The 19,866-nt window shown below is 59.8% G+C and carries 15 protein-coding genes and 3 tRNA genes; 17 read left to right on the top strand and 1 reads right to left on the bottom strand.

Going from position 1 to position 19,866, the window contains the following annotated elements; all coding sequences use genetic code 11:
• The first annotated feature begins 36 nt into the window (after positions 1-36).
• The 17 genes from AC3ISI_RS18885 (at position 37) to AC3ISI_RS18805 (ending at position 18,357) form a co-directional block, all read left to right on the top strand.
• On the top strand, positions 37-2,685 hold the full coding sequence (locus AC3ISI_RS18885) for a motility hub landmark protein FimV (RefSeq protein ID WP_489333287.1): 2,649 nt from the start codon (positions 37-39) through the stop codon (positions 2,683-2,685).
• 268 nt (positions 2,686-2,953) lie between these two features.
• Complete coding sequence (truA, locus tag AC3ISI_RS18880; protein WP_489337751.1) at positions 2,954-3,778, top strand: tRNA pseudouridine(38-40) synthase TruA; 825 nt, start codon at positions 2,954-2,956, stop codon at positions 3,776-3,778.
• A gap of 63 nt (positions 3,779-3,841) precedes the next feature.
• Positions 3,842-4,465: a phosphoribosylanthranilate isomerase gene (locus AC3ISI_RS18875; protein ID WP_489333286.1), complete on the top strand. Its 624-nt coding sequence runs from the start codon at positions 3,842-3,844 to the stop codon at positions 4,463-4,465.
• 177 nt (positions 4,466-4,642) lie between these two features.
• Positions 4,643-5,563: an acetyl-CoA carboxylase, carboxyltransferase subunit beta gene (gene accD / locus AC3ISI_RS18870; RefSeq protein ID WP_489333285.1), complete on the top strand. Its 921-nt coding sequence runs from the start codon at positions 4,643-4,645 to the stop codon at positions 5,561-5,563.
• Entirely contained in the window at positions 5,560-6,867 is a 1,308-nt protein-coding gene (gene folC / locus AC3ISI_RS18865) for a bifunctional tetrahydrofolate synthase/dihydrofolate synthase (RefSeq protein WP_489333284.1), read from the top strand. Before accD ends, folC begins: the two co-directional genes overlap by 4 nt.
• Complete coding sequence (locus AC3ISI_RS18860; protein WP_489333283.1) at positions 6,851-7,507, top strand: SPOR domain-containing protein; 657 nt, start codon at positions 6,851-6,853, stop codon at positions 7,505-7,507. The genes folC and AC3ISI_RS18860 overlap by 17 nt, the downstream gene beginning before the upstream one ends.
• Positions 7,508-7,606: 99 nt before the next feature.
• Positions 7,607-8,167 (top strand): CvpA family protein, encoded by a 561-nt coding sequence (locus tag AC3ISI_RS18855; protein ID WP_489333282.1) that lies wholly within the window; start codon positions 7,607-7,609, stop codon positions 8,165-8,167.
• Positions 8,168-8,208: 41 nt separating this feature from the next.
• Positions 8,209-9,714 carry an amidophosphoribosyltransferase gene (gene purF / locus AC3ISI_RS18850; protein WP_007935163.1) on the top strand — a complete coding sequence of 502 codons (1,506 nt, stop codon included), beginning with the start codon at positions 8,209-8,211 and terminating at the stop codon, positions 9,712-9,714.
• A 79-nt stretch (positions 9,715-9,793) separates the two neighbouring features.
• Entirely contained in the window at positions 9,794-11,005 is a 1,212-nt protein-coding gene (locus AC3ISI_RS18845) for an O-succinylhomoserine sulfhydrylase (protein WP_489333281.1), read from the top strand.
• Positions 11,002-11,778, top strand: a complete 777-nt coding sequence (locus tag AC3ISI_RS18840) for an SDR family oxidoreductase (protein WP_489333280.1) — start codon at positions 11,002-11,004, stop codon at positions 11,776-11,778. Before AC3ISI_RS18845 ends, AC3ISI_RS18840 begins: the two co-directional genes overlap by 4 nt.
• Positions 11,779-11,936: 158 nt before the next feature.
• Positions 11,937-12,012, top strand: a tRNA-Val gene (locus AC3ISI_RS18835).
• Positions 12,013-12,065: 53 nt separating this feature from the next.
• Positions 12,066-12,142, top strand: a tRNA-Asp gene (locus AC3ISI_RS18830).
• Between the two features lie 92 nt (positions 12,143-12,234).
• Positions 12,235-12,311 (top strand) — tRNA-Asp (locus tag AC3ISI_RS18825).
• A gap of 471 nt (positions 12,312-12,782) precedes the next feature.
• A complete protein-coding gene (locus tag AC3ISI_RS18820; protein ID WP_489333279.1) occupies positions 12,783-15,614 on the top strand; it encodes a xanthine dehydrogenase family protein molybdopterin-binding subunit in 2,832 nt (943 codons plus the stop codon).
• Positions 15,607-16,146 (top strand): (2Fe-2S)-binding protein, encoded by a 540-nt coding sequence (locus tag AC3ISI_RS18815; RefSeq protein ID WP_489333278.1) that lies wholly within the window; start codon positions 15,607-15,609, stop codon positions 16,144-16,146. The genes AC3ISI_RS18820 and AC3ISI_RS18815 overlap by 8 nt, the downstream gene beginning before the upstream one ends.
• A 2-nt stretch (positions 16,147-16,148) precedes the next feature.
• Positions 16,149-17,384: a c-type cytochrome gene (locus tag AC3ISI_RS18810; RefSeq protein ID WP_489333277.1), complete on the top strand. Its 1,236-nt coding sequence runs from the start codon at positions 16,149-16,151 to the stop codon at positions 17,382-17,384.
• A gap of 1 nt (position 17,385) precedes the next feature.
• The gene (locus tag AC3ISI_RS18805; protein WP_489333276.1) at positions 17,386-18,357 is read left to right on the top strand and encodes an XdhC family protein; all 972 of its coding nucleotides are present in this window, start codon (positions 17,386-17,388) and stop codon (positions 18,355-18,357) included.
• Between the two features lie 165 nt (positions 18,358-18,522).
• Here AC3ISI_RS18805 and AC3ISI_RS18800 read toward each other — a convergent pair whose 3' ends face one another.
• A complete protein-coding gene (locus AC3ISI_RS18800; RefSeq protein WP_489333275.1) occupies positions 18,523-19,806 on the bottom strand; it encodes an NAD(P)/FAD-dependent oxidoreductase in 1,284 nt (427 codons plus the stop codon).
• Positions 19,807-19,866: the final 60 nt, after the last annotated feature.

Here is a 19,866-nt window from a genome sequence, read left to right as displayed (position 1 = left end):
CGCTGGCCGAGGAATGTTCAAACAAAGGATGAGGCTATGGTTCAAGTTCGCAAACTGGTGTTAGCAATTGCGGCCGCCTCGGCGCTGTCCTCCGGCATGGCACATGCCCTCGGGCTCGGGGAATTGACCCTGAAGTCGACGCTGAACCAGCCGTTGGTGGCGGAAATCGAACTGCTTGACGTCAAGGACCTTACGGTTGCCGAAGTGGTGCCGAGCCTGGCCTCACCCGAAGACTTCGCCAAGGCCGGTGTCGACCGCCAGGCATTTCTCAATGACCTGACCTTCACACCGGTGCTCAACGCCAGTGGTAAAAGCATCCTGCGTGTGACCTCCAGCAAACCCCTGTCTGAACCCATGGTGAAATTCCTGGTTCAGGTGATGTGGCCTAACGGTCGCCTGCTCCGCGATTACAGCGTGCTGCTCGACCCGTCCAAATTCTCGCCGCAGACCGCTGAAGCGGCTGCGCAGCCAGCGCCGACACAAAACGTCACGGCCCCCGTGACGGGTGCCACCCAACCGAGTCAACACACCACCACGGCGCGCGACACCCTGTGGGAAATCGCCGCGAAGGCGCGCAACGGCGGCTCGATTCAGCAAACCATGCTGGCCATCCAGGCGTTGAATCCGGATGCCTTTATCGACGGCAACATCAACCGCCTGAAAACCGGTCAGGTATTGCGCCTGCCGGATCAGGCGCAAGCCACCAGCCTGCCGCAACCCAAGGCAATCGCTGAGGTGGCTGCGCAAAACACCGCGTGGCGCCAGGGGCGTCGCTATGTGGCAAAACCCGGTACTACTGAGCAACAACTCGATGCCACCAAGCGTGGCACCGCTGAAGCCGGTACTGCACAAAACGCCAAGGACAAACTGAGCCTGGTCTCGGCCGAATCCGGCAAGGCGGGTGGTAAAGGTGCTGCGGGCGATGCCAAGAACCTGAACAACAAGCTGGCCGTGACCAAGGAAAGCCTCGACACGAAGCGTCGTGACAATGCTGAACTGAAAAGCCGCATGACTGATCTGCAAAGTCAGATGGACAAGTTGCAACGCCTTATCGAGCTGAAGAACAATCAATTGGCCAAGTTGCAAGCCGAAGGTGCGGTGGATGCACCGGCTGCACCGGCTGCACCGGCTACAACGGAGGCACCGGCTGCAACGGATGCTCCGGCCATGTCGGCTGAGTTGGCAGCGAGCCCTGCGACGGCCGCTGCAGACGTGGCACCAACGCCGGCAGCACCTGCGCCAGACGCCGCTCCTGCTCCTGCTCCTGCCGAACCGCCAATCGTGCCGGCGCCGGTTTCCGACGACCAGAAATTCAACGAGCTGCTGTCCAACCCGATCCTGTTGGGATTGATCGGTGGTGGTGCGGTGGTTCTGGCGCTCTTGCTGCTGTTGCTGGCACGTCGCCGCAAAGCTCAGCAAGAAGCCGAGAAACATCTGCGCATGGCCCGTGCTTTGTCAGAAGGGCAGGATTTGTCCTTTGATAACGACCTGTCGGAAAGCAGTTTCGAGGGCCTGGACGTTCCACCTTCGAGCGAAAAATTCGCCACTGCGCCGACCCCGGCACCTGTTCCTGCGCCAGTAATTGCGCCGGTCGTGGTGACTGCACCGATAGCGGCACCGCTGGTATCGCCTGCCGCCGAGCGTGATGACGACGTGCTGAGCAGGGCGCATTCGCACATCAATGCCGGTCGCCTGAACCAGGCTGCCGCCTTGCTGGAGGACGGCATCAAGCAAGAACCACAGCGCAGTGAGCTGCGTTTGAAACTGATGGAGGTTTACGGCCAGCAGGGTGATCGTGATGCGTTCGTTGGCCAAGAGCGCCAACTGGTCGCCAACGGCGATAACTTCGCTCAGGTCGAAAAACTCAAGGCGCGCTTCCCGGCCATGGCCGTGGTCGCCGCAAGTGGTCTGGCCGCAGCGGCCATCGCCGCAGAACTGGACGCTCAGTACGTCAAAGACCTGCTGCTGGACGAGCCGCAAGCTCCGGTGCCTGCCGATGACGACTTCGACAGTGCTTTCGACTTGAGCCTGGACGATCTGGAAGCTGCTTCCCCTGCCATGGTTACGCCAGAAGCAGACGCGTCGACCGAGCTGGACGAGTTCCCGCTGGATGACGATTTGAGCTTTGAGTCGGTGTTGCAGCAGCAAACCGAAATCAAGGAAAACCTCGACGACCTGTCGGACTTCGATCTGGACATGGACCTGGGCGCGGAACCGTCGCCGGCCATCCTCGCCGAAGACGACTTTCTGCTGGAATTGGACGAAGGCGTGAAGGATTTGCCTATCGTGCCTGAAGTGCCGCAGGACGATCTGGAGCTGCCTGCCGATTTTGATCTGTCGCTGGCTGATGAAATGGACGTGACCCCGGCCGGGCCGCGCGTTGCTGACATTCCGGACGCCTTTGAAACTGAACTGGGTGACGTCAACGCCGAGCTGGATCGTCTGTCCCAGAGCATTGGTGAGCCAAGCTTTACCGCAGATGACGCCATGGCCTCGGTGGCTGATGAACCGGATTTCGACTTCCTCTCTGGTACCGATGAAGTCGCTACCAAGCTCGATCTGGCTCAGGCCTACATCGACATGGGCGACAACGACGGTGCACGGGACATCCTCAATGAGGTGGTGACCGAGGGTGATGCGGGGCAGAAGAGCGAAGCCAAGGAAATGCTTTCGCGTCTGGCTTGAGTGATCAGGCAAAAGTAAAGAAAACGGCAGCCCATTGAGGCTGCCGTTTTTGTTTCAGTGTTGTATAGGCGGTACTGGATCGATTGCTATCGCGAGCAGGGTCACTCCCACAGGGGGATGCATTTCAATGTGGAAGATTCTAGGTTGAGGCCAATCAACAAAAGACATACGCCTCTGGCGTCCCGCTCCAGCGGCCTTATAATGCCCGCCTTTGCGCACATCAGCAGGCTGTCACCCCTTGGCAAATATAGATAATCCGGCTGCCGAAATGGCGGCCGATGGCTTTTTCCGGATCGCATTGGGCGTTGAATACAAAGGTTCGCGCTATCGTGGCTGGCAACGCCAGGCCTCCGGCGTGCTCACAGTGCAGGAAACCCTTGAAAAAGCCTTGTCCAAAGTCGCCGATTCGCCGGTTTCGCTGCTGTGCGCCGGTCGAACGGATGCTGGTGTGCATGCATGCGGTCAGGTGGTGCATTTCGATACCCAGGTCGAGCGTTCGATGAAGGCCTGGGTCATGGGTGCCAATATAAATTTGCCCCACGACGTCAGCGTCAGCTGGGCCAAAGTGATGCCGGCGCATTTTCATGCGCGGTTCAAAGCCATCGCACGGCGCTACCGCTATGTGATCTACAACGATCAGATCCGCCCGGCGCACCTCAACGAAGAAATCACCTGGAATCACCGCCCGCTGGACGTGGAGCGTATGGCTGAAGCGGCGAAGTACCTGGTGGGTACGCATGATTTCAGTGCGTTCCGCGCCGGGCAGTGCCAGGCCAAGTCGCCAATCAAGGAATTGCATCATCTGCGAGTCACGCGTCACGGCAAGATGATCGTGCTGGACATTCGCGCCAGTGCGTTCCTGCACCACATGGTGCGCAACATTGCGGGCGTGCTGATGACCATCGGTACCGGCGAGCGCCCGGTGGAGTGGATGAAAGAGGTGTTGGAAAGCCGCATTCGCCGTTCCGGCGGGGTGACGGCGCATCCCTTCGGCCTGTATCTGGTGCAGGTCGAGTACCGTGATGAGTTCCAATTGCCCGAGCGTTACATTGGCCCACACTTCCTGACCGGTTTCACGGAACTTGACGGCTGACGCCTTCGAACGCATTTGTTACCATCCGGGACTTTCCCGGATTTGCCCTGAGGTTTTATCGACATGTCTGCCGTTCGCAGCAAGATTTGCGGGATTACCCGCATAGAAGATGCGTTGGCGGCGGTTGAGGCCGGGGCCGATGCCATCGGGTTTGTGTTCTACGCCAAAAGCCCTCGGGCCGTGACGTTCCAGCAGGCGCGCGACATTATCAAGGCGCTGCCGCCGTTCGTCACCACTGTAGGTTTGTTCGTCAACGCCAGCCGCTGCGAATTGGGCGAACTGCTTGATGCCGTGCCGCTGGACCTGTTGCAGTTCCATGGCGACGAAACGGCCGCCGAGTGTGAAGGGTGGCACCGGCCATACATCAAAGCGCTGCGGGTCAAAGCCGGTGATGACATTGCGGCAGCCTGCGATGCGTTCCCCAGTGCCAGCGGCATCCTGCTCGACGCCTACGTTGAAGGAGTGCCGGGCGGAACCGGTGAAGCATTTGACTGGTCTCTGATACCGCAAGGCTTGAGCAAGCCGATCATTCTGGCGGGCGGTTTGACCCCGGATAACGTCGCCGGGGCGATTGCCCGGGTCCGGCCTTACGCGGTGGATGTCAGCGGTGGGGTAGAGGCGAGCAAGGGCATTAAGGATCACGCAAAGATTCAGGCATTCATCAAGGCGGTACGTACCTTGATGTGACGGCTGGCAGACTGCCGCCGTCCACAGGCATGGCTGAGGATTTATGGGTTGTACGCAGGTCGCTTTCGCTGACCCGGCCACCCGATCAATCATCGCCACACATATGAATTTAGCTCAAGGGCATACGCGGGGCTGCGAACCAGAGCGTTCGGGTCGCCGGTACTGGAGAAAGAAAGCATGAGCAACTGGTTAGTAGACAAACTGATCCCTTCGATCATGCGTTCCGAGGTCAAGAAGAGCTCGGTGCCTGAAGGTCTGTGGCACAAATGCCCGTCTTGCGAGGCTGTGCTGTATCGTCCGGAGCTGGAAAAGACCCTGGATGTTTGCCCCAAGTGCAACCACCACATGCGTATTGGCGCCCGCGCCCGCATTGATATCTTCCTCGACGCTGAAGGCCGTGCCGAACTGGGTGCCGACCTGGAGCCGGTTGACCGTCTGAAATTCCGTGACGGCAAGAAGTACAAGGACCGCCTGACTGCAGCCCAGAAGCAGACCGGCGAAAAAGATGCATTGATCTCCATGAGCGGCACCTTGCTGGGTATGCCGGTTGTGGTGTCTGCGTTCGAGTTCTCCTTCATGGGTGGCTCGATGGGCGCCATCGTTGGTGAGCGTTTTGTTCGCGCCGCCAACTACGCCTTGGAAAACAAATGCCCAATGATCTGCTTCGCCGCTTCTGGTGGCGCGCGGATGCAGGAAGCCCTGATCTCCCTGATGCAGATGGCCAAGACTTCGGCAGTGCTGGCGCGTCTGCGTGAAGAAAGCATCCCGTTCATCTCGGTGCTGACCGACCCGGTCTATGGCGGCGTTTCCGCCAGTCTGGCGATGCTTGGTGATGTCATTGTCGGTGAGCCAAAAGCCCTGATCGGCTTCGCTGGCCCGCGCGTGATCGAGCAAACTGTGCGTGAAAAACTGCCGGAAGGCTTCCAGCGCAGTGAATTCCTGCTGGAGCACGGTGCCATCGACATGATCATTCACCGTCAGGAACTGCGTCCACGTCTGGGTAACCTGCTGGCGCAAATGATGGGTCTGCCGACGCCTAAATTCGTCGCTGCGCCAATCGAGCCAATCGTGGTTCCGCCGGTACCTGCGAACGTATGACCGAGCGCACCCTTGGCGAGTGGCTCGCCTACCTTGAACAGCTGCACCCTTCGGCCATCGACATGGGTCTGGAGCGTTCGCAGCAGGTAGCGTCCCGCATGGGGCTGGGCAAACCGGCGCCCAGGGTGATTACGGTCACCGGCACCAACGGCAAGGGCTCGACCTGCGCTTTCGTGGCCTCGTTGCTGCGGGCGCAGGGCCTGAGGGTTGGTGTCTACAATTCTCCGCATCTGCTGCGTTACAACGAGCGGGTGCAGGTCAATGGCGTCGAAGCCACGGATGCCGAACTGTGTGAAGCGTTCGCCGCAGTCGAAGCTGGTCGTGGCGACACGTCCCTGACGTATTTCGAAATGGGCACCTTGGCGGCGTTCTGGCTGTTTCAGCAGGCCGGTCTCGATGCTGTGGTGCTGGAAGTTGGTCTGGGTGGGCGACTGGATACGGTCAATGTGGTGGATGCCGACATCGCGCTGGTCACCAGCATCGGCGTTGATCATGCGGATTATCTGGGCGATACCCGTGAGTCTGTGGCCTTCGAGAAGGCTGGCATTTTCCGTCAGGGCGCGCCTGCGCTCTGTGGTGATCTGAATCCTCCACAACCGCTGCTGGACAAGGCGCGCGAGCTGGCTTGCCCGTTTTTCCTGCGTGGTCGCGATTTCGACCTCGGTGTGACCGATCACAACTGGCAATGGCGTGGGCTCGACGCCCAGGGGCGAGTGGTCGAGTTGCATGATTTGCCGTTGCTCGATCTGCCGATGGAAAACGCCGCATTGGCGCTGCAGGCCTATCTGCTGCTCGGTTTGCCTTGGGTAGATGCACAGATTATTGATGCGCTGAAGTCGACGCGGGTGGTAGGGCGTCTCGACCGCCGTCAGTTCGACTGGCAGGGCAAGCGTCTGAGCCTGTTGCTGGACGTGGGGCATAACCCGCATGCCGCCGAATACCTGGCTCGCCGTTTGGCCAGTCGGCCGCCGACCGGCAAGCGTCTGGCAGTGTTCGGTTTGCTGGCTGACAAGGATCTGAATGGTGTTATCGGTGAGTTGAGTGCTAGTGTCCAACATTGGGCTGTCGCGCCGCTAGACTCGCCGCGTGCGCGCCCGGTTGCCGATTTGCAGGCTGCGTTGCAGAACCTCGGTGCGTCGGTGACGTCCTATGACAGCGTGGCGGCAGCCTTGGAAGGGCAGAGTGCGCTGGCGACGAGCGACGACGAGATTCTGTTGTTCGGATCATTTTATTGTGTCGCCGAGGCCCTTGAATGGCTGGCCCGGCGCTCCACGGAGGAAGCGGCAAATGGCATTGCTGGATAAGGCCTACAAACAACGCATGGTCGGCGCGCTGGTGCTGGTTGCGCTGGCGGTGATTTTCCTGCCGATGCTGTTTTCCCGTCAGGATGAGCAGCGTCAGGTGACAGTCGATGCACCGTCGATGCCGCATGCACCGGCGCTGCCGCAGGTGCAGGTCGAGCCAGTGGCGGTGCCTGAGCCGCAGGCGCTGCCTCAAGAGCCTGTGCCGAGCGATGATGAAATCGCTCAGCAAGAAGCGCCGTCGGCGCCCATTGCACCGGCTGTACCTGTGGCTCCGGCGCCTGTCGCCAAACCGGTCGCTCCGGCGCCTACGCCAGTCGCCAAGTCTACGACGCCCACGCAGCCCGTCGCGGCTGCATCGACCAAGCCGGATACCACTCAAAGTCGCATTGATGCCAATGGTCTGTCGGTCAGCTGGTCGATTCAAGTGGCGAGTCTTGCGAGCCGAGAAAACGCCGAAAGCCTGCAGAAAGACCTGCGCAGTCAGGGCTATAACGCTTACATCCGATCCTCTGATGGCAAGAATCGAGTGTTTGTCGGTCCGCTGATCGAGCGCGCCGAAGCCGACCGTCTACGTGACTTGTTGGACCGCCAGAGGAAGCTCAAGGGCTTCGTCGTGCGCTTTCAGCCTGAGCGCGGGTAAAAACTATCGCCCCGATTTGAAATGCACTAACAATCGCCGCTTACCGATCAGCATGGGCTCTGCTAAAATGCGCCGCCTTATCCGTCTGTAGGCTGCACTGTGCCATTTACCTGGGTTGACTGGGCGATCGTTGCAATCGTCGCCATCTCCGCATTGATCAGTCTGAGCCGCGGCTTCGTCAAAGAAGCGCTGTCGCTGGTGACCTGGATCATTGCAGGAGTCGTTGCCTGGATGTTCGGTGGTTCATTGTCCGAGTACCTCGCCGGATACATCCAGACACCGTCGGCTCGTGTGATCACGGGCTGTGCCATCATGTTTGTCGCCACGTTAATCGTAGGCGCGATGATCAATTATCTTATCGGCGAATTGGTTCGCGTCACCGGGCTCTCCGGGACCGATCGATTTCTCGGCATGGCCTTTGGCGCTGCGCGTGGCGTGCTGCTGGTGGTCGTGGCGGTCGGGCTGTTGAGCCTGGGGCCGGTACAGCAGGACGGGTGGTGGAAAGAGTCACAGCTCGTGCCAAAATTTCTATTGGTCGCCGACTGGTCCAAAAACCTGATTCTCGGGTGGAGCAGTCAGTGGCTTGCCAGCGGTATCAGCGTACCCGCTGAGATACCGTTCAAGGAGCAACTCTTGCCGATGGCCAAAATGCCTCAGTGAGTGTTGTTCAGTTCAGATCCATTAAGTAGGGGTTGCGTCGCATGTGTGGCATCGTCGGTATCGTCGGTAAGTCGAACGTCAATCAGGCGCTGTATGACGCGCTAACCGTGCTCCAGCACCGCGGCCAGGACGCTGCCGGTATCGTGACCAGCCATGATGGCCGGTTATTCCTGCGCAAGGATAATGGCCTGGTGCGTGACGTGTTCCATCAGCGTCACATGCAGCGCCTGGTCGGCCACATGGGTATTGGCCATGTGCGTTACCCGACCGCGGGCAGTTCGACGTCGGCCGAAGCTCAGCCGTTCTACGTCAACTCGCCTTACGGCATCACGTTGGCGCACAACGGCAACCTGACCAACGTTGAACAACTGGCCAAGGAGATTTACGAATCTGACCTGCGCCATGTCAACACCAACTCTGATTCGGAAGTTCTGCTGAACGTGTTCGCTCACGAACTCGCCCAGCGCGGCAAGTTGCAGCCAACCGAAGAAGACGTTTTCGCCGCTGTGACTGACGTGCACAATCGTTGCGTCGGTGGTTACGCAGTCGTGGCGATGGTGACCGGTTATGGCATCGTCGGTTTCCGTGACCCGCATGGCATCCGCCCGATTGTCTTCGGTCAGCGTCATACCGACGAAGGCGTCGAGTACATGATTGCCTCCGAAAGCGTCTCCCTGGACGTACTCGGTTTCACCCTGATTCGCGACCTGGCACCGGGTGAAGCGGTCTACATCACTGAAGACGGCAAGCTGCACACCCGTCAGTGCGCGACCAACCCGTCCCTGACGCCGTGCATCTTCGAACACGTCTACTTGGCGCGTCCGGATTCGATCATCGACGGCGTGTCGGTCTACAAGGCCCGTCTGCGCATGGGCGAGAAGCTCGCCGAAAAGATCCTGCGCGAACGTCCGGATCACGACATCGACGTGGTCATCCCGATCCCGGACACCAGCCGCACAGCGGCGCTGGAGCTGGCGAACCACTTGGGCGTCAAGTTCCGCGAAGGTTTCGTGAAGAACCGCTACATCGGCCGGACCTTCATCATGCCGGGCCAGGCTGCGCGGAAAAAATCCGTACGCCAGAAGCTCAACGCGATCGAACTGGAATTCCGTGGCAAGAACGTCATGCTGGTGGACGACTCGATCGTTCGCGGCACAACTTGCAAGCAGATCATCCAGATGGCTCGCGAAGCTGGCGCCAAAAACGTCTACTTCTGCTCCGCCGCACCGGCCGTTCGCTACCCGAACGTCTACGGTATCGACATGCCGAGCGCTCACGAACTGATCGCCCACAACCGTTCGACTCAGGACGTCGCTGATCTGATCGGCGCTGACTGGTTGATCTATCAGGACTTGCCTGACTTGATCGAAGCAGTCGGTGGCGGCAAGATCAAGATCGACAAGTTCGATTGCGCGGTGTTCGATGGCCAATACGTCACCGGCGACGTCGACGAGGCTTACCTGAACAAGATCGAGCAGGCACGTAACGATGCCTCCAAGGTCAAGACGCAGGCAGTCAGTGCGATCATCGATCTGTACAACAACTGAGTTTCTACCGGCCCTGAGGGGCCGGTTTTGTATCTACTAAAGACTCTCTATATCAAGCAGCAAGGCAAGGAGTGAAAGCATGAGTCAGGATTGGGATGCCGGTCGGCTGGACAGCGACCTCGATGGCGTAGCGTTCGATACCCTGGCCGTACGCGCCGGTCAGCACCGCACGCCGGAAGGCGAACACGGTGATCCGATGTTCTTCACTTCCAGCTACGTCTTCCGTACCGCTGCCGACGCGGCGGCACGCTTTGCCGGTGAAGTGCCGGGCAACGTTTACTCGCGCTATACCAACCCGACCGTGCGTGCGTTCGAAGAGCGCATCGCCGCGCTGGAAAGCGCCGAGCAAGCCGTGGCCACGGCCACCGGCATGGCTGCGATCATGGCGGTGGTGATGAGCCTGTGCAGTGCGGGTGATCATGTGATTGTTTCGCGCAGTGTGTTCGGTTCGACCATCAGCCTGTTCGAAAAGTATTTCAAGCGCTTCGGCATCGAAGTCGATTACGTGCCGCTGGCGGACTTGTCCGGTTGGGATACGGCGATCAAATCCAACACCAAATTGCTTTTTGTCGAGTCGCCATCGAACCCGCTGGCAGAGCTGGTGGACATCGCCGCGCTGGCGCAAATCGCTCACGCCAAAGGCGCGATGCTGGTGGTCGACAACTGCTTCTGCACTCCGGCATTGCAGCAACCGCTGACAATGGGGGCGGACATCGTCGTGCACTCGGCAACCAAGTTCATCGACGGTCAGGGCCGTTGCATGGGCGGTGTTGTGGCTGGTCGCAGCGAGCAAATGAAAGAAGTGGTCGGTTTCCTGCGCACCGCCGGGCCTACCCTCAGCCCATTCAACGCCTGGATTTTCCTCAAGGGGCTGGAAACCCTGAACCTTCGGATGAAGGCGCATTGCGCCAACGCCCAGCAACTGGCCGAATGGCTGGAGCAGCAGGGCGGCATCGAGAAAGTCCATTACGCCGGCCTGAAAAGCCATCCGCAGCACGAGCTGGCTCAGCGTCAGCAGAAAGGTTTCGGGGCGGTGGTCAGTTTCGAAGTCAAGGGCGGCAAAGAGGGCGCCTGGCGCTTTATCGATGCGACCCGCCTGATTTCGATCACGGCCAATCTGGGTGATACCAAGACCACCATCACTCATCCGAGCACCACCTCTCACGGCCGTCTGGCGCCGCAAGAGCGTGAAGCGGCAGGCATTCGTGACAGTTTGATCCGCATTGCGGTTGGCCTGGAAGACGTGGCTGACCTGCAAGCCGACCTGGCGCGCGGGTTGGCGGCATTGTGATCGAGTTGCCCGCGTCGACAACCGGGTCCAATGGGCGTGTTGCACTGGTCACCGGTGCGGCGCGCGGCATTGGTCTGGGGATCTCGGCCTGGCTGGTCAGTGAAGGCTGGCAGGTGGTGCTGAGCGATCTGGATCGGGTGCGCGGCTCGAAAGTGGCGAAGGTGCTGGGCGACAATGCCTGGTTTATCGCCATGGATGTCTCGAATGAAGGGCAGGTGGCGTTGGGCGTCGCCGAAGTGCTGGGTCAGTTCGGGCGCCTGGATGCGCTGGTGTGCAACGCGGCGGTGGCCGATCCGCACAACATTACGCTGGAAAGCCTCGATCTGGCCTACTGGAATCGCGTGTTGGCGGTGAACCTCAGTGGGCCGATGCTGTTGGCCAAGCACTGTGCGCCGTATCTGCGCGCGCACAGCGGTGCAATCGTCAACCTGGCCTCGACCCGCGCCGGGCAGTCGGAACCCGACACAGAGGCTTACGCGGCGAGCAAGGGCGGATTGTTGGCGCTGACTCACGCGTTGGCGATCAGCCTTGGGCCGGAAATCCGTGTGAATGCCGTCAGTCCGGGCTGGATCGATACCCGGGATCCTTCTGTGCGGCGTGCCGAGCCACTGACCGATGCCGATCATGCCCAGCATCCGGCGGGCAGGGTGGGGACGGTTGAAGACGTCGCGGCGATGGTGGCTTGGTTGCTGTCGAAGAATGCCGGGTTTGTCACGGGCCAGGAGTTTGTGGTCGACGGTGGCATGACCAAGAAGATGATTTACAGCGAGTAGTTCCGCCGGACCCATGTCAGACAGGGCTTGAGGTTGAACGTGCTGGTTGTCAGTGCTACAGGAATTGACACGATTTTGTCTTTTTCAGAAAAACTTCAATCCTGCTATTGACTTAGGTTCGGTACCTGCGTAAATTTCGCGGCCTCGGAGATGCAAACGGGTGATTAGCTCAGCTGGGAGAGCGTCTGCCTTACAAGCAGAATGTCGGCGGTTCGATCCCGTCATCACCCACCACTTCCGAGATACTTGTGAAAGCAAGAGGTAGGCTGAAATGCCTGCACCGACGCGCAGCGGTAGTTCAGTCGGTTAGAATACCGGCCTGTCACGCCGGGGGTCGCGGGTTCGAGTCCCGTCCGCTGCGCCATATTTTCCGAGTCAGATTTATCTGGTTCGAGATTGAAAAGCTTCTGAGTTTTCAATCAGACGAGTTACTTGGATGAAAGTCCAAAGCGATACGCAGCGGTAGTTCAGTCGGTTAGAATACCGGCCTGTCACGCCGGGGGTCGCGGGTTCGAGTCCCGTCCGCTGCGCCATATCTGCCTCAAGGCCCACTGAACGCCTTGAAGCTACAAAGAAAGACGCTGGTAATGCCGGTGTTTACTTTGAGTCGATAGCAAAAACCCTGGTCGTAAGACCGGGGTTTTTTGTGTCTGGAATTTAGCTTTTTCTCTTCTTGCGGTCCCCCTTGCCGGGCCTTCGTGTCTGCCTTCTTCTATGCTGCCTCTAAGGTTGTCGCGATAACGCCGTCCGGCCGGGCTGACCTTGGCGTTGCATTCGCTTGCCTGATCAATTCTGCGCACTGAAAGCACTGTATTTTGATTCGCTGGTCAGTTTTTTTGTGTGGGGCTGTTTGCCGCAGGCGCATAAGCCTATAAACTTAACCTTTCGGTCAGCTTTGCACTGTCATTTCAGCCCTTCGTTTCGTCAAAAAGGGCTTCTGCACGACTCGAGATTTCCAGAACATTACCAGAAGGGCGGGTCTATAACCGCCCAGAGGATGATCCATGTCCAACCGTGATATATCCCGGCGCTCGTTCCTTCAGGGCGGGCTGGTGGCAGGTGTGAGCGTGACGCTCACGCCGCTCAGCAGTCAGGCGCTCGCCGCCTTGATGGAAAACAGCGTGACCGTACCGTCCGAACAATGGCTCGGCAACAACGGCAAGGCACGCTCGCGTAACGATGCCTTGTCGAAAGTCTGCGGCAGCAAAGTCTTTGCCCGCGACATCCGTGCCAAGGACATGCCGGGCTGGCCGCAGCAGCAAGGCCACGCCATGCTACTGAAAACCATCAAGGCCGACCGCATCTATGCGGGCATGGACCTGTCGTGGCTCGGCGCTGAACTACAGCCTGACCGCATCGTCACCGCCGCTGACCTGGAGAAAGACGGTATCGTCTTCCCGGAAGAGCACGCACCTGATCCGTTGCTGCCGGAAGGCAAGGTGCCGATGTTCATCGGTCACCCGGTTGCAATCCTGATCTGGAACGACTTCGAGCGTTTCCGTCAGGCCAAGGCCAAACTCAAATTCAATGACAAAGCGATTCGTTACGGTGCTCAAGTGCCGTTCTATGAAGGCGATCCCTATGGCAGCTTCCGCTACGTGCGTGTGGGCGGGGCGACCTCGGCGGATGAAGACGAATTTGCCAGCCTCAAGGATTCGATCCTGTTCCCGATGCTGAAAAACCGTCGCCCGGTGTGGAATTCCCAGCCGAACCTGCACGGTAACCTGACCGAGCGCGGATTGTTCTACGCTGATCGGATGAAGCAGCAGATCGACACGCCGCCGGACAACTGGCTGGTGTTCGACGAGCGCTACAAAACCCCATCGATCGAACCCGCCGCGATGGAGCCGGACAACGGCAACGGTTGGTACGATCCGGCAACCAAGACCCTGCATTTCGTGGTGGCGACCCAGTGCCCACTGGAGGCGGCGACCGAGACCGCGAAGATGATCGCGCCGTCGCGCTTCGGCCTGGCGAACCTGAACATGCACCCAGGTTACACCGTGGGTTACGGTTCCAAAGACCACAACATTTTCGTCTACTACGCCGCCCTCGCGGCGTTGTATGGCGCCGGTGTGCCAGTGCGTCTGGCCAACGACCGCTATGAGCAATTTCAGAGCGGCATCAAGCGTCACCCGTTCGACATCCGCTACCAATTGGCCGTGGACAAGACCGATCACAGCTTCAAGATTTTCCGCGCAGAAATGAGCGTCGACGGCGGTGGACGGGTCAACTACAGCCCGTCCGTTGCGGCAGTTGGCGCCACGGCAGCGCAGTCTATCTACTACATGCCGCAGAACGATTTGCAGGTCACGGCCTACCATTCCCGCGCTGTTGAAGCCGGCTCGATGCGTGGTTACGGCACCCTGCAAAGCATGGCGTCCACCGAGATGATGGTCGACGAAATTGCCGGTCGCCTCGGCATCGACGCCATCGACCTACGCAAGAAAAACGCCATGGTCTCGGGCATGAAAAACACCCAGGGCGCGGTGCCGGCGGGTGCGTTGCGCTTGCACGAGATTCTCGACAAGGCCGCTGTTCACGACGTCTGGAAAAACCGCGACGCGATCAAAAAGCAACGCGAAGCGCAGGATCCGGATAACTGGTACGGCGTCGGTTTCGCCATCTGCCAAAAAGACTTCGGCACCGGTTCCGAAGCGCCGATGGCGAGCATCGAGTACACCGCGCAAGGGCACATCACCCTGCGCCACATCGGTATCGAAATCGGCACCGGCATGTCGACCTCGCAAGCCTTGGTCGTGGCCGATTTCCTCGGCATCGCGGCGACTGAAGTGAAGACCGGCGAGACCGAATGGAAAGAGTTGCAGCTGATCAGTGGCGGCAACCCTTACACCATGAGTCAGGCCGAACAGGACAACCTGCTGCGCAATCCGCGCTGGGTCGGCAAGGTCGCCTCGGCGTCGTCGGCCACCAACTCCGCCTACTATTTCAGCCACGCCACCCGTGAAGCGGCGCGTGTGCTGTTCAACCACGGTTTGTGGCCGGCGGCGCTGCAGATCTGGAGCCAGGGCCCGTACGGTGGCTCGGCTAACCCTTACGTGGTGCGTCGCGAAGATGCGCATTGGGTCGACGGAAAACTCACCGCCAACGGCATGCAGCCGCTGAGCTTTGAGCAGTTGGCCAAGCACGCTCACGAGAAGGGCCTGGTCACCGGCGCGACCGTGCACGGTTTCAACCGCTGGAGCTGGGCCGAGGCCGAGTTCAGCATCGATGGCGTGCGTGAACGTCTGCCGCTCGACGGCTTGGCGGTCAAGTACGGCGACGGCGCACCGAGCGTGAAAAAGGCGCAAATGAACAGCGCCGGTTTCCACCTGCTGGATCGCCAGAACGTGCACTACCCGGACACTCAGTTGAACAACGCGGCAGTGACTTACTACAGCCCGGTCGCGACGCTGGTGGAAGTGAAAGTGAACAAGGGTTCGGCCGACGTGCAGGTACTCAACCATCACTCGTGGGTCGAGTGCGGCCGTGTGCTGGTAGAAGAGTTGGTCAAGGGCCAGATCGAAGGCGGGATCGCCATGGGCATTGGTCATGCGTTGATGGAAGAGATGCCGCTGTACGAAGGCGGGCCGGGGGAGGGTGACTGGAACTTCAACCGTTATCGCTTGCCGATGGCGCGCCATGTTGCGGTATGGGATCAGACGTCTGAAATCCTGCCGCCGCTGTCGCCGAGCGATCCATCGAAGGGCATTGCCGAAGTGGTGATGATCCCGGTGGTCGGTGCCATCGGTAACGCGGTGGCGCACGCCATCGGTAAACGGGTCCGCGACCTGCCTATCACTTCTGCACGCATCAAGGAGGCCCTCAATGGCTAACCGTCCGCTCCAACTGACCCTCAACGGTCAAACCGTCGGCCCGGTGGACATCCCAGATGACCTGCCGATGATCGATTACCTGCACGAATACAAAAACCTCACCGGCTCCCGTTTGGGTTGCGGCCAGGGGATTTGCCACGCGTGCGTGGTGATCGTCGATAACCCGGACGGCACCAGCGAAGAAGTGCGCACCTGCATTACCGACGCACATTACTTTGAAGGCAAAAAAGTACGGACGATCGAAGGTCACGCGAAACGCGACGAGCAGGGCAAAGTCACTGAGCTGAACCCGATCCAGCAGCGCTTCGTCGACGAATTTGCTTTCCAGTGCAGCTACTGCGCACCGGGTTTCGTGAATGCCGCGACCGTGTTGGTGGAAAAGCTGCAGCGTCAGCCCGTTGTCAAAAGCCAACTGGAAAAAGTCATTGAGGACAGCCTCGGTCACCACATCTGCCGCTGCACCGGCTACGTGCGCTATTACAGCGCGACGCGCAATGTGCTGACCGATCTCGGCCTGGTCAAGGAGGGTTAAGCATGAAGCAACTACTTCCCCGCCTGGCGTTGGCGGTTGGTCTGGCTGCGCCGGTGTTGCTGGCTCATGCAGACGATCAGGTCAAGCGCGGCGAATACCTCGCCCGCGCAGCCGATTGCATGGCCTGCCACACCGCACCGGGTGGCGCGCCATATGCGGGCGGTCTGCCGATTGTCTCGCCGTTCGGCACGATCTACGGCACCAACATCACCCCGAGCAAAGAGCACGGCATTGGCCTCTACAGCGATGACGAATTCTTCGCCGCGCTGACCGAAGGCAAGCGCCGTGATGGCGCCAACCTGTATCCGGCGATGCCGTACACCTCGTATCACCTGATTCCGCGGGACGACTCAGACGCGATTCATGCGTACCTGAAAACCGTCGAGCCGATTGAGCGCGCAGCGCCAGTCACCAGCCTGAGCTTTCCGTTCAACGTGCGCCTGGGCCTGATGGGCTGGAACATGCTTTATGGCAAGGATGTGAAGCTGACGCCTACCGAGGGCAAAAGCGAAGCTTTCAAACGTGGCCAGTACATGGTTGATGTGCTCGGTCATTGCGGCGAATGCCACACCCCGCGCGGTTTGCCGGGTGCGATGCAACAGGATAAGCGCCTGACCGGCGGCGTGCTCAACGGCTATCTGGCACCTAGCCTGTTGGCCAATGATCTGGCGGCTCGCGGCTGGAACCATCAAGACCTGAGTTCCTTCCTCAAGCACGGCATGAGCGCTCAGGGCACGATGTTCAACGAGATGTTCCCGGTGTTCCACAACAGCACCCAAGGCCTGACTGACCCGGATCTGGCGGCAATGGCGACCTATCTGCTTGGCGATCAACCGCCGGCGGCGAAGGTGCTGACTGACGTGCCGTTCGAGAAGCTCACTGCAAGTGCCCAGCGTGGTCGTCAGGAATACCTGAACGTCTGCGCCGGTTGCCACGAGGTCGGTGGTGACGGCAAGCCGCACATTGCCGTGGCCATGCGCGGCAATACCACGCTGCGCCTGGATGATCCGCGCAACTTGGTGCGGGTGATTGATGACGGTATCGGTGAGCAGAAATTCGCCGGGTTCGAACACATGCAGCCGATGCCAGGGTTCGCTGAGAAGCTCAGTCACGAGCAACTGGCTGATCTGCTGAACTACCTGCGTCAGAGCTGGGGTGGTCAGTCGGGTGATCTGGCCGTGAGCGACGTGCAGAAGTTGCGGGCTGATGCGCCGCCGCTCGAGCACAAGGCGCACTGACATGCAGCATCTCGATCTGCAAGTGGTGCGCCGGGCGCTGGAATGGTCGATGGCTGGCCAGCGCCTCTGGCTCTGCACGGTGCTCGCCACCTACGGCTCGGCGCCTCGTGCGCCGGGATCGCTGCTGGCGGTGAACGCCGACGGGCACTGGATCGGATCGCTGTCGGGCGGCTGTGTCGAGGAGGATTTTCTCGAACGGGTCGCCGAGGGGGCGTTTCTTGAAGCGATCAGCGTTGTCCGTTATGGCGAGGGCGACGATCCGCGTTCCCGGGTGAGTCTGCCCTGTGGCGGTGTGCTCGATGTGCTGGTAGAGAAGCTTGAGCCGGTTTGCGAGGTTCAGGCGCATCTGCGGGAACTGGAGTCGGCGCTGTTAGGGCGGCGCCGGCTGATCCGCGAGGTCGATCTGGCCAGTGGTGCGCGCAGCCTGTTCGATGATCGCGAACAGGGTGTGCGAATCGAACGTGAGATCGATCGGGTGCGCGTGCGGATCGGCGCGGCCCAGCGCTTGTTGCTGGCCGGATATTCCTCGGTCGCTCAGGCCTGTGCAGAGTTTGCCGTCGGACTGGGTTTCGAAGTGATTCTGTGCGACCCGCGTGACGAGGTGCTGGAAGGCGTGGTGCTGGAAAACGTCGAGATTCGTCGTCAGCTGCCCTCGGTGTTCATAGCTGATGGCGGCTGCCATAGCGATACTGCGGTGGTGGCGTTGACCCACGATCCGCGCATCGATGACCTGGCGATGATGGAAGCGGTGCGTACCGAGGCGTTTTATATTGGCGTGATGGGCTCCCTGCAGACGTCGCAAAAGCGCTTCGAGCGGTTGCGCAGGATTGGTGGTTTGGGGGAGACCGAGTTGGCAAGGATTCATGCGCCGATCGGTTTGAACCTGGGCAGCAAGACGCCTTCCGAGATTGCCCTCGCCGTACTCGCCGATATTCTGCGAATCCGTAGCGGTATCGCGCGGGAAAAGCTGTAAACACCATTCCCATGTAGGAGTGAGCCTGCTCGCGATGGCGGTTTTGCTGTCAGAGATTCATAGCAGACACACCGCGATCGCGAGCAGGCTCACTCCTGCAAGGGATAGTGCTGACTTTCCAGGCTGATACAAAAAGGGGCCGCATTCCGCGGCCCCTTTTTTGTCTCAGTATCCGAACTTGTCCCGCAGCCCGTAATACCAGGCGCCCAACGCCGCGAACGGTGTGCGTAGCAATTGTCCGCCGGGGAACGGGTAGTGGGGCAGGTCGGCAAACGCGTCGAAACGCTCGGCCTGGCCTCGCAGCGCCTCGGCCAATACTTTGCCCGCCAGATGCGTGTACGTCACGCCATGACCACTGCAACCCTGGGAATAGTAGATGTTGTCACCGATCCGTCCGACCTGCGGAAGGCGCGACAGGGTCAGCAGGAAATTACCGGTCCAGGCGTAGTCAATTTTCACGTCCTTGAGTTGCGGGAGCGCCTTGAGCATCTTCGGTCGAATGATCGCCTCAATATTCGCCGGATCCCGCGCGCCATACACCACGCCGCCGCCAAAGATCAGCCGCTTGTCGCTCGTCAGGCGGTAATAGTCGAGCAAGTAATTGCAGTCCTCCACGCAGTAATCCTGTGGCAGCAGGTTTTTCGCCAACTCATCGCCTAACGGTTCGGTGGTGATGACCTGAGTCCCGCAGGGCATCGACTTGGCAGCCAATTCCGGCACCAGATTGCCCAAGTAGGCGTTGCCGGCAATGATGATGAATTTTGCCCTGACCTTGCCCTTTGGTGTATGCACTGCTGGGTTCGCGCCGCGCTCGATGCGCACCGCTGGCGACTGTTCATAGATTGTGCCGCCCAGCGACTCAACCGCCGCGGCTTCACCCAGCGCCAGATTGAGCGGATGAATGTGCCCGCCACTCATGTCGAGCATACCGCCGACGTACTGATCGCAATTCACGACTTCACGGATTCGACGCTGATCCATTAGCTCAAGTTGCGTATGACCGAAACGTTCCCACAGGCGTTTCTGGGATTCGAGGTGGCCCATCTGCTTGGCAGTGATGGCCGCGAACACGCCACCGTCCTTCAAGTCGCACTGGATATTATATTTGGCGACACGCTCACGAATAATCCGCCCGCCCTCGAACGCCATTTGCCCCAACAACTGAGCCTGCTTGGGACCGACGCTGCGCTCGATCACATCGATGTCGCGGCTATAGCTGTTGACGATCTGACCACCGTTACGGCCAGACGCACCAAAACCCACCTTGGCCGCTTCCAGAACCGTTACCTTAAAACCGTTCTCCAACAGAAACAGAGCCGAGGACAGACCGGTATAACCGGCGCCGATCACGCAGACATCAGTCTCTACATCACCCTGCAAGGCCGGCCGCGGCGGCACCGCATTGGCCGATGCGGAGTAATAGGACTCTGGGTAGGGAATGTTCGCCATCCGGCTGCCTCTGTTTAATATATTTTACGAGTGCATCGATCCTACGCGAGAAAAAAATCG

The sequence above is a fragment of the Pseudomonas sp. GL_139_B genome (assembly GCF_057834475.1).
The sequence above is the reverse complement of the archived record's forward strand: the minus strand, read 5'-3'. Positions and strand labels throughout refer to the sequence as shown.